The organism is Rhodohalobacter sp. 8-1 (assembly GCF_038150125.1).
Taxonomy (GTDB): domain Bacteria; phylum Bacteroidota; class Rhodothermia; order Balneolales; family Balneolaceae; genus SW132.
Genome location: NZ_JBBVMF010000019.1, coordinates 77,193 through 93,001, shown reverse-complemented (window position 1 = coordinate 93,001; position 15,809 = coordinate 77,193). Strand labels below are relative to the sequence as shown.

The 15,809-nt window shown below is 45.6% G+C and carries 11 protein-coding genes; 2 read left to right on the top strand and 9 right to left on the bottom strand.

The genetic code is table 11. From position 1 onward, the window contains the following. Positions 1-393: 393 nt before the first annotated feature. From AABW11_RS16255 to AABW11_RS16245, 3 genes are all read right to left on the bottom strand, one after another. Entirely contained in the window at positions 394-831 is a 438-nt protein-coding gene (locus tag AABW11_RS16255; RefSeq protein ID WP_340106189.1) for an MgtC/SapB family protein, read from the bottom strand. A 111-nt stretch (positions 832-942) separates the two neighbouring features. After that, positions 943-1,971, bottom strand: a complete 1,029-nt coding sequence (gene lgt, locus AABW11_RS16250) for a prolipoprotein diacylglyceryl transferase (RefSeq protein ID WP_340106188.1) — start codon at positions 1,969-1,971, stop codon at positions 943-945. A gap of 265 nt (positions 1,972-2,236) precedes the next feature. Beyond that, positions 2,237-5,329 carry an AsmA family protein gene (locus AABW11_RS16245; RefSeq protein ID WP_340106187.1) on the bottom strand — a complete coding sequence of 1,031 codons (3,093 nt, stop codon included), beginning with the start codon at positions 5,327-5,329 and terminating at the stop codon, positions 2,237-2,239. A gap of 319 nt (positions 5,330-5,648) precedes the next feature. On the opposite strand from AABW11_RS16245, the gene AABW11_RS16240 reads away from it, so the two are divergent. Further along, the gene (locus AABW11_RS16240; RefSeq protein WP_340106186.1) at positions 5,649-7,268 is read left to right on the top strand and encodes an endonuclease; all 1,620 of its coding nucleotides are present in this window, start codon (positions 5,649-5,651) and stop codon (positions 7,266-7,268) included. 328 nt (positions 7,269-7,596) lie between these two features. Here the strand turns inward: AABW11_RS16240 and gltX are convergent, their stop codons facing one another. Beyond that, entirely contained in the window at positions 7,597-9,087 is a 1,491-nt protein-coding gene (gene gltX / locus AABW11_RS16235) for a glutamate--tRNA ligase (RefSeq protein ID WP_340106185.1), read from the bottom strand. Positions 9,088-9,375: 288 nt separating this feature from the next. Here gltX and AABW11_RS16230 point away from each other — a divergent pair, with 288 nt between their 5' ends. Beyond that, complete coding sequence (locus AABW11_RS16230) at positions 9,376-10,104, top strand: DUF1499 domain-containing protein (protein WP_340106184.1); 729 nt, start codon at positions 9,376-9,378, stop codon at positions 10,102-10,104. An 89-nt stretch (positions 10,105-10,193) separates the two neighbouring features. Here AABW11_RS16230 and rodA read toward each other — a convergent pair whose 3' ends face one another. From rodA to AABW11_RS16210, 5 genes are read right to left on the bottom strand one after another with little or no spacing between them, the layout of a single operon-like run. Then, entirely contained in the window at positions 10,194-11,444 is a 1,251-nt protein-coding gene (rodA, locus tag AABW11_RS16225) for a rod shape-determining protein RodA (RefSeq protein ID WP_340106183.1), read from the bottom strand. Then, positions 11,437-13,326, bottom strand: a complete 1,890-nt coding sequence (gene mrdA / locus AABW11_RS16220) for a penicillin-binding protein 2 (RefSeq protein WP_340106182.1) — start codon at positions 13,324-13,326, stop codon at positions 11,437-11,439. Before mrdA ends, rodA begins: the two co-directional genes overlap by 8 nt. A gap of 35 nt (positions 13,327-13,361) precedes the next feature. After that, positions 13,362-13,835 (bottom strand): rod shape-determining protein MreD, encoded by a 474-nt coding sequence (mreD, locus tag AABW11_RS20195; protein ID WP_445263790.1) that lies wholly within the window; start codon positions 13,833-13,835, stop codon positions 13,362-13,364. After that, on the bottom strand, positions 13,832-14,659 hold the full coding sequence (gene mreC / locus AABW11_RS16215; protein WP_340106181.1) for a rod shape-determining protein MreC: 828 nt from the start codon (positions 14,657-14,659) through the stop codon (positions 13,832-13,834). The genes mreD and mreC overlap by 4 nt, the downstream gene beginning before the upstream one ends. 16 nt (positions 14,660-14,675) lie before the next feature. Then, on the bottom strand, positions 14,676-15,740 hold the full coding sequence (locus AABW11_RS16210) for a rod shape-determining protein (protein ID WP_340106180.1): 1,065 nt from the start codon (positions 15,738-15,740) through the stop codon (positions 14,676-14,678). Positions 15,741-15,809 lie beyond the last annotated feature (69 nt).

The window sequence follows — 15,809 nt, the reverse complement described above, 5'->3', positions numbered from 1 at the left end:
TAATAACTTATTGTTTTATATGTACTTGAGTGGGTTTAATTTAGAATAATGGGGTAACTTCTCAAAACACACCCTCTTGTGTTGTAAGGAGGGGCCGGGGTAGTGGCTTTAAAGTTTGAATTGAAATTAGACTCCACAAAGAACTAATAACCTGAGTTTCGATTGTCATCAATACTGAATTACAAGTAAGGCAGTCCAGAAAGGGCGTTATCCTACACCTGATGCGGGATCTCCCATCCAAAAAAAGTAAGGAGATACCGGATCAAAGTCCGGTATGACAGTAAAAAATGATTTTGCTAAACAACCGCACTTCCTGGACTGCTTTAATTATTTGTTCCATATTTTGGAATTGAACTCAGGTTAATACCAAAAAAGAAGACAGGTGTCTATGGTTCAATCTTTATCTTTCTCGTTTTTTTGAGGTCTTCTGCTAAGATGAGCTACCCTTGGAATAAAGCCCGAAATAATAGAGGCAACTATTCCAATAACATGATACCCAAACCCAAATGACATGCCAATTGCACCTGCAAACCATAAACTGGCGGCGGTGGTAAGGTTTTTGACAGTTGCACCTTCTTTGAGTATCAATCCCGCACCCAAAAATCCGATTCCTGTCACAACTTGAGCTGCTATTCGAGATTGTGATGATGGATCTACTCTCATCGATAAGAAGGTATAAAGCATAGCTCCGGTGATAACCAGGGAGTGTGTGCTTATTCCTGCATCTTTACCTCTGGATTCTCTTTCAGCTCCGATACAGAAACCTGCTATCAGAGATAAGACAACATCAATAAGAAACACCGGCTCATATCCAGATAGAATATTTGGCATTTTTTAAGAGATTAATTTTTCTGGTTAGGATGAAAGAGGGCCAAGAAGTTATTTTTCCCGATTCCCGATTCCCGATTCCCGATTCCCGATTCCCGATACACTTAAAGCAGCTCACTTACCCTTCTTCTTCCAGTTTACTTTCTTCACGAGAAGCCAAATGCCAAATAACACCAGCGGAATACTCAGCCATTGGCCCATATTCAGAGCCCAGGTTGTTCCGACATCCGTTTGAGCGAGTTTGGTATATTCAATCAAAAAGCGCCCGGAAAAAAGCATTACCAGGAAAGTCCCAAAAAGTGATCCTTCAGGCGGACGGCGATCATATTTTTTATAAATCGTCCAAAGCACAGCGAAAACAATGATGCACAAAAGTGACTCGTAGAGCATGGATGGGTGCCTGGGGATCATCCGCTCGGCCTGAGTGAGCTGAGGTGATGCTTCAAAAATGACGGCCCACGGAAGGTCTGTGGGTTTTCCGAGAATCTCGGAATTCATAAAATTGCCAATACGGATGAACATACCCCCAATGGCAACGGCCGGTACCACACGATCAGCCAGCCAATAGAACGTCATGCCGGGAGTGTTTTTAACGTAGAGATACATTGCGATGATGATGCCTATCGCAGCCCCGTGGCTTGCAAGCCCGCCGAGCCACACCTGTGGCACGAGATGAATATTTCTCAGATAGTAATCAAGATCGTAAAATATAACATGACCGAGGCGCGCGCCAATAACGGTTGCAATCAGCACATAGATCAGGAGCCGGTCCATATCTTCTTGCGAGCGGCCGGCAAAGCGAAACATGCGCGCTGTTATCATGTAGCCAAAAATAAAGGCAGATGCGAATAAGAGCCCATACCATCGGGGCTGAAGCGGGCCAATGGTGTCGATAGTGGGTGATTCAATCAGGAAAAACGGAAGTTGCCCCACAATAAATGCCGCAGCCGCAAGCGCCCACCCTTTCCAGGGCTGATCCATAGGTTCTCCGCTTTTTTCAGGTTTAATAAACTGCCAGCCTATAAAATAAATTATAGCCGCCAGCACTAATCCGTAAATTGAAAGAGAGAAGGGGAGGTGAAATTCCGGTATCGTGAAAATTTCGGGACTCGGGCCCCAGGTCAGATAGTCACTGCTGTTCATGTAGTAGATGGATTAAAATTTAAGCTCCAAAATACAAAAGCAGAAGGGAAAGTCCTGATTAAATCATACACGAATCAGATAAAAGAATGAGAGTCCTCTTTAAAAATAAGGAGATGTGGAATCCAGGTATGGAAATGGACACCACTCTTAATCTCCCCTTGATAAGGGAGAATTCCTTTCAATTTAATAGAATATACCTCAGTTTTTGGTTCTGAAATTAGCGAGAAGCTCATCACCCCCGATTCAAAACTGACAACTCAGAAACCTATCCATTAAACAATTTCTTAAGCGCATTGCCGGCTCCCTCTCGAAGAGCATCCCGTATAATTTGCTGAATCAGCTCAGTGTCGGGACGTACCTGTGGATTTGATGAAGTTCCCGTAATAAGAACAGGCACGGCCATAGTCCCGTCCTCACGCTGCAAGGCATCTGCTGCCCGACCGGATATTACGCTGGCAATGCCACTCTTAAAGCGGGCTGGTAGCAGCAGGGTTGCGGTATAATTGATTTTGTCCGAAACCATATGCTGTGTTCCTTCGAGTTCAATACCGATGTTTTCACTTGTAAGCCGAAAATCTTCAAACGTTAAAATGGCGTCAGTAATGGTATATGTAGCCGTCCATTCATCGAGTGCAAGACTTCTGACCTCATCAACTTTCAGAAAATCAGCCACTTTTTCCTGGATAGGGTGACCACGCAGGCGAGCTCTTGTCATGCCGAATGAACCGTTTGCTTCGGTTGTGGTTACGTCGGGCGTTAAAGTTCGATCAAGGTCGGTTGAATAGTCAATATTGGTACTGAATGCCCCCGTAACATGCTGATGAAACCGGCTGTCTTCGCCGAGGAATCCAGTATCTCGGAAGAAGGATTCAGCGCTAAGGCTGTCGAGATTTCCCGAAAACGACATGTTGGTTTGCAGCGGATCAGGAATATTCCAGACCATCCGCCCTGTAGCTGTCCCATCAAAAAGTTTGGCGGTCGCCTCTTCCATGATAATCTGCTCATGGGTTGTTCTCCCGGTCCCTGATATATTCGTGATGGGAATACCAAAAAACAAAAGGCGGTCAATCTCTGCCGACACATTCGACGTCATGGCGGGAAGTTCAATCGGAAAAGGTTCATCCGGGTCTGACTCCTCATCCCAGTCAATCATCTCATCCATATCGAGCAGATTACTGCTGTAATTTCCTGTAATGGATGGCATAGTGGCGGTGGAGCTGTGAGATTCTTCAAGAAACCCGAGATAGTTTTGAACCCGGCCGTTTAAGCTTATGTCTGATGATCCATAGTTCATGATAAACTCTTCAAGCGTCATGACATCAGGTGAAACAGATAATGTGCCATTGAGACCGGTTACCGGCAGTCCCAGTGAATCGCCTCTGGCGTTTACGTCAGAGACTACAAGTGAACCATTCAGTGCAATCTGCGTAGGGTCACCCGCCGGGCCTCTGGCTCTGAGGTTCATGACGGCGGTTCCGGTCAGCTCCTGGATCCATGGCTCCAGTGAATAGTACGATGAGATATCAGAAAACACGGCATTTCCATCGAAGTTCAGGTCAAAGACGGGGTCGTCACCCAGGTAATTGCTGACCGAGCCGTTCATGGCAAGTGAGTTTTCACCGGTTACAAACCGGGCGTTCTGAATCGAAAGTCGCGTCCCTGTTGCCTCTGCCGTTAGCGTGATATCTTCTAATGGTTTTCCAACGAGGCGATGGTCAATATAGCCGTTACGGAGCTCAAATGTACTTCGCTGCAGCAGGCGTTCAATCTCGTCGGGATCTGCCCGGCCGCTTAACACAACGTTTGCATCAAACTGACCGCGAAGTTCGAGCGTGTCTTCATCAATCGGGTAAAATTCTTTTATTGATGCAAGATCAAAATTAAGAGTAGCAGACAGGTCCACGCTTCTGTTCTCATCATCCAGGGGATCTGCCACGGAGCCACTCATCGAGAAACGGTTTGATGCAGCCCTGAAGCCGGATTCCTCAATTTGAATACGATCCTGAGACGCCTGTATTCTCGCATTTATCTGCTCAATGGGTCGCGGTACACCTGCGTATTGGAGGGTCCCGTCGGACAGGGTAAAGCTGCCGGATAGTGTAGCATCTTCAGGCAGGTCAATTCGTCCGTTCGCCGTCATATCAGCGGCAAGCAGGCCCCGAAGATCCTGAACGCCAAACTCCTCAATAGGATAAAACCGGCTAACCGTCGCCAGGTCCACGTCACCATCAAAAGCGATGGAAAAGACAGCATTGTCATCGAGAGGTCGTTCAACTGTTCCTGATGCAGTAACACTGTTTTCTGCAGCCCTTGCGCTAAATTCGCTGATTGTGGCTATCTCATTATTTGCTGTCAGTGATAAATTAATATCTTCAATAGCATCAGGCAGATCAGGATTTTTCAGATACCCGTCCGATACATTTACAATCAGGTCAAAAGCGGGTATTTCATCTTCAGTTATAGAACCCGAAACAGAACCATCGAGCTGAAGCGATCCGCGCGTTTCCAACCCTGCGAGTTGTTCGTCATATTCGGGAGGAGCCAGCCGGAGGAGCTCACCAAAGTTTTCGGAGCTTGAGTTAAACTGCAGATTCACAACAGGAGCATCTGAACTCCAGTCAGATACCGAACCAGCCAGGTTAAGGCCAAGGCCCCTGATGGAGAATACGCCTTCGGTAACTGTTAGAATTTCATTTTCGAGATCTACTGTCGATTCCTGGTTGAGACTCAGAGACAAATTTTCCACATAAGAGGCCCCATCCAAGGACGCAGAAAGCGATCCAAGTGTCGCATCCACAGTACTTTCAATCAAGTCGGCAAACTGCAGGGAAATATTTGCGTTTAAATCTTCAAGGGTAACAAGCATATTACTTGTGTCATCCCGGTAGTTTACATTTGCCGACTGAATGGTGAATTCCGGTATTGTAATGGCATAGCCCTCGGCGTCAGGATCGGTCTCTTCCTGGGGGGCATCAAGCAGAAAATCGATATTCGATGTGCTGTCCTCATACACTCTGTAATTCAGAACTGGCCGATTGAGCCGGAGATGAGAGATGGAAATTTCATTACTCAAAAGCGGAAAAAGTTCCACACCCACCAGAAGTTCTTCCAGGCTGGCTACTGTTTCACCGTCTGGGTCAGGCAGGACAAAATTTTGCAGCTCAACACCGAACTGTGGAAATGTCCTGAAAAACGTGAGCGACATCTGTTCCACCTGAACCTCAGTGCCCACGGCACTCCGGACTTCTGGTAAAATCATCGACTTGAGGCGGTCGTTGGTGAAGTAGAGATTAAGCCCGACCAAAAGCAAAATAAAAAAGATGAGAAAACCGGCTGAGATCTTGAGAAAGAGTTTCATAAGTCAACTAATTTTATGTGATTAATCTGTATAAAGATAAGATGTTTCACGAAACATTCGATATGATATTCTGCTCCTCGTCTGACGATTGTTTTTTTTCGTCTGATGAGTGAAGGGGCAAGAATCCAGGTGATGGATAATGCAGAAACCCCGGAAGATGGGGATTCATTGATGAAGGTTTGGAAGATGTTGCAATTTGCCAGTCGCAGATAAGAACTCGTCTTACGAGCATACCTATGCATTCTTTAGCATTTATTTTATGGGTTCAAAGGATAAACGGTTATACTTGAGTTCTGAAAATCTTTAAAATATTTATTTCATGATTAGACAAACTACCTTACGTGTTTTTGCTCTGTGTTTCTTGTTTGGAATGATATGTATTGATGCGTCTCAAGCCCAAAATCAGACCATTGGAGGAGACCTCACAGGGGAGTCGCTTCAGGAATTTCTGAGGGAAAACTATACGCCTAATCGCACGCTCGGTTATAGCATTGCCCGTGATAGGATGTACACAATTCTTGATAACCGTGACGGCAAAGTTATCGGTGTCTATACTTATTTTGAGATGCCGGTAGATCCAAATTCATCATCACCGCGACAAGATGCTTATGACGGTGGTGACGGAATCAATGCGGAACATCTTTGGCCCCAGTCATTGGGAGCGGGATCTGAGCCAGCCCGGAGTGACCTGCATCATTTGCGTTCGACGGAGGTACGGGCAAACCAGGATCGTGGTAACTTAAAATTTGGAACTATACCTGACAACGAGGTTGACAGGTGGTACAACAAAAGCAGCCGTGAGGAAACGGGCTTAATTTTTACAACCACAGCCCCGCCGGAGGCTGAACGGGATATGTGGAGCAAGGTAAAATTAAATGACCGGTTTGAGTCAAAGTTGGATACCAAAGGGGATATCGCCCGGTCGATGTTCTATTTCTACACCATTTACCGGGATGAAGCTGATGCGGAAGGTTCAGGTTTCTTTTCATCTATGGATGACGCACTTCTCGAATGGCACGATATCGATGAAGTTGACGGGGATGAGGTATTGAGAACCGAAACGATTTCCAATTGGCAGGGAAACGTAAACCCGTTTGTGATGGATACAACGCTGGTACGGCGGGCATTTTTCATGGAAGATGGCGGCACCGATCCCAATCCCGATCCTGAATTTACAGATATTTTTACGGAGACATTCGGAACAGTCTCATCAAGCACAGATATATCCGAGCACACGTTTGATAACGATACCTACACATTTGAAGGGAATGGCGATATTCGGGAATCTCTGCCTTCGGAGGGGTATGAAGCTGCAAGCGGGAATGCGCAAGTATTTATGAACCTCGGGTATCGATATTTTACGATAGGCAACATCAATACGAATGCTTACGAACAACTTGCAATCAGTTTCGGCGTGTACTCTACCAGCAGCACGCCGCTCACGATCGAATACAGAACTGAAAGCGATGGGCTTTGGACAGATGTAAATTATGATGCTCAGCTAAATTCCGGCAGCTGGTCAAGGGTTCAAATTCAAGATACCGCCATGCCCGCAGCAGAAACCCTGGCCATCCGGTTTTCCAAAGATAATGGGCAACAGTACCGGCTTGACGATATCCATTTAAGCGGAGTGCAGAGAGAAGCGACATCCTCTGAGAAAAAGAGTACTATTCCCGGTACAATCGCTTTAGACCAGAACTATCCTAATCCCTTCAACCCGGCAACGGTGATTAAATTCAATCTGCCAGAAAATCAGCGGGTTAAACTGGCAGTTTATGATATGCTTGGGCGCGAAGTGGCTGTATTAGTGGATGGCATCAGGTCAGCAGGATCTCACGATGTTCGCTGGAATGCGTTAGGTTTGAGCAGTGGAATTTACATGTATACACTGCAAACTGAATCATCACGGATGACCCGTAAAATGACACTCATGAAGTAGGATTGAATTATACTGTGACACCTGCCAGGTTTAGGGTTGGCAAAACACCAGTGTTAGTCTGCAGAATTTAAATGGGAGAGGGCTTTGCAACGCCTTCTGGGTCGAAGCGATAAAAGTGCCCCTTCTCCCGAAGGGATCCCTCATACGATGTTCAATTGTAGATTACTCCCCCGCATATTTACAGGGAGAAATTGACATTTAAAGTAAGCTTTTGGCAGAATTTTGAATTCGAGTAAGAGTTTGTGATTCCGGCTCGCAGGCCGGAATGCCTTTAATTAAACTTCCGAAAATTTTGTCAGCCAAAATCAGAATAATTCAGTGCAATCTGCTAATCGAGTTTTTCGAGAGCCGTGTCGAGGCGTCTGATTACGATTTCTTTTCCAAGCAGTTCCATTGAGGCAAACAGATCGGGACCAAAGCCCTGGCCGGTTACGGCAATTCGGAGCGGCATCATCAGCTTGCCGAAGCCTACATCATTTTTTTCGATGACATCCTCAAGACGAGATTTTAGCGTAGCAGCTTCAAAATTGTCGCTGTCCAGACTTTCAATAGATTCTCTATACTGGCGAACAAGGGCACCGCTGTCGTCTTTCCATTTTTTCAGGGCTTTTTCTTCATACGATTCAGGATCTTTGAAAAAGAAATCACCCATTTCAAGAATCTCATCAATTTTACTCACTCTTTCCTTAAGCAGTGAGATAGCCTTGATGAGTGTTTCATCATCCGGCAGATCTATGTCTTTATTTTTTGCAATATCCCGCAGCCTTTCAGCAAGTTCCTCGTCACTCTGTTCTCTCAGGTAGTGCTCGTTATACCAGAGCAGCTTTTTGTGATTGAAAACAGCTCCGCCTTTACTCACGCGGTCCAGGGTAAAGAGCTCGGAAAGCTCATCAAGCGAATGTATTTCACTATCGTCACCGGGGCTCCATCCAAGATAGGCGAGAAAGTTTACCAGTGCTTCAGGCTCATAATTCTGATTTATATAATCCTTGGTATTCACCGGAATTCCCTCTTCTTCAGCTTTTCTCTTTGAGAGCTTTCCGCCGCTGGGAGACATAATCAGTGGCAGGTGGGCCATTTGGGGGGCGTCCCAGCCGAATGCGTTATACAGTAAAATGTGTTTTGGTGTACTGCTCAGCCACTCTTCTCCGCGAATGACATGAGTGATTTTCATCTCGTGATCATCTACAACATTTGCCAGGTGGTAAGTAGGCATACCGTCTGACTTCAGCAGCACCTGGTCGTCCAGACCCTTGGTTTCGAATGAGACGTGGCCGCGAATCAGATCTTCAAATCGTACCGTTTCCCTGCGCGGTACTTTCAGGCGAATGACGTATTCCTCGCCGGCTTCTAAGCGTTTGTCTACCTCATCCTGGGGAAGTGTCAGGCTATTTTTCATCGATTGCCGGGTAATGGCATCGTATTTTGGGGAAGGATTGCCGGATTTTTGCAGACGCTCCCTCATCTGATCCAGCTCTTCGGTTGTATCGAATGCATAGTAGGCCTGGTCGTTATCGATCAGTTCTTTTGCATATTTATGATAGAGCTCCTGACGTTCACTTTGGCGGTATGGAGCGAAGGCACCGGGATTTTCAGGCCCCTCATCAATCGTCATTCCGCACCACTCCAGCGAGCGAATAATATCTTCTTCAGCTCCCTCTACATATCGGCTTTGATCAGTATCTTCAATTCTGAGGATAAATGTACCGTCATCAAAATGCCGGGCAAACAGATAGTTATAAAGTGCGGTTCTCAATCCGCCAATATGTAAAAATCCTGTGGGTGAGGGTGCAAAACGTACGCGTACGGAACCTTCCATTCTTTGGTGCTTTTAATGTGAGTTGAAAATTGAATTCAAAAGGTGCGTCAGGTAGTTATTAGAAAATGAGTTAATTTAAACCGCTCGTTGTGTTACTCTGCTGAGTTTAAAAGAACGTTTCATTATGAAAATATAGTTTGTTACCTGTCGTACCATAGCCTTTGAAAATAAGGTGAATTACTCTCGAAGGCTAATTGAAATACTGATAGTTTTAACAGATCGGGATACCAAAATCGTTAGAATTGTTGTACAATTGAATGAATTCTAAATAAAGGTCTAAAGACTGCTATGAAAAAAAAGCTGGCAAAATCATTTTTTTATTTATCACTCATCTGTGCTTTGGTGTTTGTAATGTCGGGTTATGGATATCAATGGGGAATTTGGGGCCTGGGAACCGGATTTACACTTTTGCGTTACGGAGCATATGCGGCCATTGGGTTGGCAGTTATTCAAACGACGTTTTTCTTTTTTATGAAAGATTCCGGGATATCGGCGAAAGCTATGATACTGACCGGGTTTCTGGTAACCCTGTTAATTTCGGCTACAGCAATTTATTGGCAGTACCAAGCCCGGTCTGTCCCGCCAATACATGATATCACAACAGATACTCAAGCCCCGCCAGAATTTGTAGCAATAGACAGGCTCAGGGAGGATGCGCCAAATCCACCTGAATATGCCGGAGAGGAAACGGCCGAGCAGCAGCTGGAAGCTTATCCGGATATTCAGCCGCTGGTTCTATCTGCACCGGTGCAAGAAGTGATTGATGAAATCGTGACACTCATTTCAAACCGTGGATGGGAGATTGTCAGCATCAATCGAAAAGAAGGCCGCGTTGAGGCTACTGAAAAACTGGCGTGGTTTGGATTTAAAGACGATGTTGTGTTCAGGGTATCTTCTGCAAATGGTGAGACACGCGTCGACATGCGATCAAAATCACGTATAGGCAGAAGTGATGTCGGTGTGAATGCCGAACGGATCAGGGAGTTTTTAACAGATTTGGAAGCACAAATCGAGTAGCATGCAAATAATCAATGTCATTGGATAAGATGATAGCTGACAAATGTACATTTGTTAGCTGTTATCTTGCATCCATGATCTGTTATCTGTCATCTATAAATACTGAACGACCGTTTATTCAGGTCCATATTCAGGCAAATAGCCAGCATAATTGTGTTGGCCAAAAATGCCGATCCGCCATAGCTCACAAACGGCAGCGGAACGCCCATTATGGGCAGCATCGCAGTAGCACTTCCTATATTGACGAGAAAGTGAGCAAAATAGATAAACGTGACGCAGACGATAACAAGCTGAGCAAACGGGTGCTTATGGGCTCCGGCCATCGACAATAGCTTAAGAAAAAGAATTCCGTAAAGGATTAACAGGAGAGATGAACCAATAAAACCGAACTCTTCTCCCACAACGCAAAAGACAAAATCTGTCCACTGCTCTGGCAAAAAGCGCAGTTGGGTTTGCGTTCCTTCCATAAAACCTTTCCCAACAAACCCGCCCGATCCTATAGCCGTTTTGGCTTGGAGCACATTCCACCCGGCACCGTGAGGGTCGAGAGATGGATTAACGAATGCTTCAATTCTGGCGCGCTGGTGAGGCTGTAAGATATGCTGAAGACCCACTTCAGTACCAATGACGACGATAATTCCGAGAACAAGAGCCGAAATATTCAGCCATTTCGTTCGCTGTAGAAAGAATATTGAAATCGTTAAAATAACCGCGCTGATGATACCGTAGGGAAGACCGATTACAGTAAAATATCCAATAATTGCAGGCGAAATAATAAGCAATGAAATACCGTACGGCAACCCGGACCAAAACAGCACAACCGGAATTAGAGTGACCAGAATAATTGCTGTACCCGTATCATTTTGGAGTAGAATAACCGTGACCGGCACGGCAATCATCAGAACGGCAGTAAGAGCTGTTTTCAAGTTGCCGACAGACATATCGCGCCGATGGGTCAGGTAGGTTGCAACTGCAAGAATAGTTGCGAGCTTCATAAACTCACTTATTTGAAGACGCATACCAAATATAGAAAGCCAGCTGCGGCTGCCACTCACCTCTACGCCAAAAAACAGAGTGATGAAAGCAAGTATGAGACAGAGGCCGTACACAATATAAGCCAGTCCCTGGAATGTTCGGGGGGAAATGAATTGGATGGATATAAGTGCTACAAGAGAGATGGATATCCAAACGAGCTGACGTGAAAAGTTATCCTGAATGTAGGTGGGCAGAAATTGTGAAACCGGCCCTAGTGTTGCGCTGTATATCGCAATAAGACCGACGGTTGCAATCATCAACCAAAGCAAAAGAACAGACCAGCTAAAATCTTTTATATTAATCATTGTCCTCCTCAACAGCAGTAATATCAATAACTCCAGAGTCGTCTAATTCCTCTTCTTCAGACTCTGTATTAGTATTCTCTTCCTCTTCTTCCTCTTTGAGCGGGCGAGGTTCAAAATTAAGTACGTAATTCAAAACGTACGATCGGTTTATTTCGCCGGTGAGATACTGCTCAATCATAAGCGATGCCACGGGAGCGGCAGAAATGGAGCCATAGCCTGAGTTTTCTGTGAGTACAGCAATTGCAATCTGGGGATTGTCGTAAGGCGCATAGGCAATAAACCAGCCGTGATCTTGTCCGTGGGGATTTTGAGAGGTCCCTGTTTTTCCCGCTGTAGGTATATCGGGTATGTCAGTATAGTAACGGCTGCTTCCCTCAGATACGACTTTTCTCATGCCTTCGCCCACAGAGGTAAGATATTCTGGTTTTATCCAATCGATACGTTCTTTATAGGGCTGAGTATAATTTACCCTGTTATCACTATGATGTATCTCTTTGACCAGGTGAGGCTGAACTTTGTATCCGCCATTTGCAATTACAGACACGGCAACTGCCATTTGCAGTGGTGAAACAGAGACCATACCCTGGCCCACGCCAAGACTCATGAGGTCACCGATTCCCCAGTTTCTCTCCCCGAAATTAAGATTCATATAATCGGTGGTGGGTATGATACCTCTTGTTTCAAAGGGGAGATCAATATTGTTATGAGGCCCCATTCCCATATCCTTCATTTTTTCCGCCCAGTCATCCAGGCCACCGTTTGTGGCGATTCGATCCATCATCCAGAAAAAATAGTAGTTGCTGGATTTGGCCAGCGCCTTATTGAGATTGTAAACCCCGGGATCTGCAAGATCACCGTAAGCCCGTCCGCGAATATAGCTACCGGTGCTTGTAAGCTCCATTTGAGGCGTGATCAAACCAGAATGAAGACCGTAAATTCCCATAAATGGTTTGAATGTTGAGCCGGGGGGCTGCCGGGATGATATGGCCCGATTATACAGGGGTTTCAGGGAATCAACATTGACAGACTGCCAGTACTCACTGTCCATACGGCCCGATAGTTTTTCGAGATCATAGTTTGGTGCACTGACAAGGGATAGGATTTCACCCGTATTGGGATCGATGGCAACTACGCCACCGGTTTTGTTCTCCATTAGCCTTTCAGCAAGTGACTGCAGATCAGAGTCGATAGTGGTCAGCAGGTCAGCACCTTTTTTGGGAGGTGAGTTCAGGTCACCGCCGTCAAAATCCCCCAGAGACTGCCCGTAAGCATTAACCCTTAGGTAGCTCATTCCTTTTTCGCCGCGTAAAAAATCATCATAAACCATCTCTATGCCGCTTTTTCCAATTCGATCGCCCAAACGAAGATTTTCCATCTCTTCATAATCCTGGGGATCGGCCTCTCGTAAATAGCCGAGTATATGAGATGCAGACATATCAAGCGGATAGTTTCTTTTGCTTTCAATCTGATGGCCAATGCCGGGCAAACGCCATAAATTTTCCTCAATCACGGAGAAAGTTTCAAACGGGACTTCTGCAAAAAGCCGGGAGGGGCGGTGCCAGGAATACTGCTGCGCTTCATTAACGCGCTCAAGGATTAGCTCTGGGTCTGCCTGAAGGATCTCGCTTAGCAAGGGAATATTCTTTCGGTCGAATTTAGCCGGTGTGATAGTAACTGAATAGATCGGCTGATTTTCTACAATTATTTTACCGTTTCTGTCGAGTATGAGCCCGCGAGCTGGATTCACCACATCCATCCTGATGGAATTTTGCCTGCTTAAGGGCGCATACTCTTCGTGATCAAGAATTTGAAGCTGGAACATCCGACCGATTGTAACAAGCAGACCGAGTACAATAATCCCCTGAAGGATTCGTACCGACATCTGAATATTTTGTGTTTTTCTTCGGTTCGCCATAATTATCTGGAGCGTACGAGATGTAAGAAACTTCCCAGCACCGCGGTAAAAACAGTACTAACCAATAGCAGGCTGATGACAACGTATTCACTTGCAAATGTACCCGTTAGTGAACTAACGATGTAGAAGATGATATTATGCAAAAACGATGCCCCTAATACAATCAAAAAGATCTGCCAGACCAAAAATTGATTTTCAGAGGTCCGGTTCAGAAAATTGTGTAATATAAAAACCGTCAACACTTTGGTGAATAAATTTAATCCCCAAAGATCGGTTAATGCATCTTGAAAAAAAGCGACAAAAGCCGTTAGCAAAATGACTTCTGTTTTGCCTCGCTTTGTACAGATCCAAAGCGCATATAAAAGCACAAGGTCCGACTGTGCATTAAATATAGTAAGGTGTCGTAGTAGAACTACCTGAATGGCAACCGCTCCGATGCCCAACAATGTGTAACGCAGGATGTCGGATCGTATCAAAATAGCTCCTGCTGCTCTGCTTCAAGATCCTGGATCAGCGTATCCGGTTCAAATTGCACGATAAATGCTTCGGCGGCAGTATAGAGGTTTGCATACGCCTGAAGATGCACGGTTTGTGTTTCTATTCCGTCTCCCGGCTCAAGCCGAATAATTTCTCCAATGGGCAGCCCGGGAGGGTATTGGTTGCTAAAGCCTGAAGTCTCGACAGTTTGGCTGACTTCAAGATCTATCGTCTGCGGAATATGGTTGAGCACAAGTTCATTATGAACAGATGCAGGCCATGAAATGATTCCCATCGCACGGGTTTCAGCTACCGTGGCGCTGACTCTGAATAATGAATTTGAATAGGGCAGAACCTGCGAATAGGTTTCATTGGTAAGAATGATCTGTCCGATAAGTCCGTCAGAATTAATGACCGGCATTCCTACTTTTGCACCCTTTTTTGTCCCGGCATCGATGGTCATAACGTTATTGAGGCCGTTCAATTCTTTAGCAACAATCCGCACCGGGATCACGGAGTGCTGGGTACTGTCTTTCAATTCGAGAAGGTCACGCAAAATGCGATTTTGCTCTTCTACAGAGCGCAGGCGGCTCAGCTCATCCTGCAGTAAAATATTCTGCCGGTGCAAATAGGTGTTTGTTGTTAAAGCCTGGCGATATACGCGTATGACTGAAAGAGGCTGTTCCAGAAAGCTTAATACTGTGATGGATGCTTTTCGGGCATTTTGCAATCCGCCGTCGTGCCGGCTAATCATCATAGCGATAGCGCACAGAAGCAAGATCGCTGTCAGAATGTAATCTTTTGCGTCTGATAGGCGTCGCATGTAAAACCTAAGCTATTTAAGAAACCACGGTTCGGTAGTGTTCGATATCTTCAAGAATAGACCCTGTACCACGAACAACTGCTGTAAGCGGATCTTCCGCAATATGAACCGGGAGATCTGTTGTCTCCATTATTAGTTTGTCCAGGTTCTTAAGCAACGCTCCGCCCCCCGTTAACATTATACCACGATCTAAAATATCAGCAGATAATTCAGGAGGCGTCTGCTCGAGAGATTTGGTGATTGATTCCACAATGGTATTTACAGATTCGGATATCGCTTCGCGGACATCTTTAGACGTTACCTGGCGTGTACGGGGTACTCCGTTTACAAGGTCACGGCCTTTGGTGATCATTTCAAGCTCTTCATCAAGAGGCGCTGCACTGCCAATTTCGCACTTAATTTTTTCGGCTGTTCGTTCACCAATCAACAGGTTATGGTTGCGTCTGAAGTAATTGATGATGTCATCATTCAGTTCATCTCCGCCCAATCGTACCGACTGAGCATACACGATTCCTGAAAGAGCAATCACAGCGATTTCTGTTGTACCGCCTCCGATGTCAACAATCATATTACCAACGGGTTCGTGGACATCAAGACCGATACCAATTGCGGCAGCCATAGGTTCGTCTACAAGGTAGACTTCCTTTGCGCCGGCATGTTCAGCACTGTCGCGTACGGCACGGCGCTCAACCTCAGTAATACCGCTTGGCACACATACCACAATTTGACGGGTGGTGGAGTACCATTTCACCTTCACCTTTTTGATCATGCCGCGCATCATTTGCTCGGCTACTTCAAAGTCGGCTATAACGCCATCACGAAGCGGACGAACCGTCCGGATATTTCTGTGAGTTTTCTCGTGCATCAGCCGCGCTTCATGGCCCGTGGCTACTGGTGTATTTTGGTTGTTCAGCGCAACAATGGACGGCTCATTTAAAACAATGCCCTGACCTTTTGCGTAGATAAGTGTGTTTGCCGTGCCAAGGTCGATTGCTATATCGGTATACAGAAAATCAAAAAGACCTTTTTTTTTCTGATTTTTTGATGTCTTGGTCTTGGTTTGAGTATAAATATCGGACATCGATTTACGAGAATTTTTGCATTTTAGGGGTGAACAACCGAAAATACGAGATTGTCCTTGTTTTTGCGA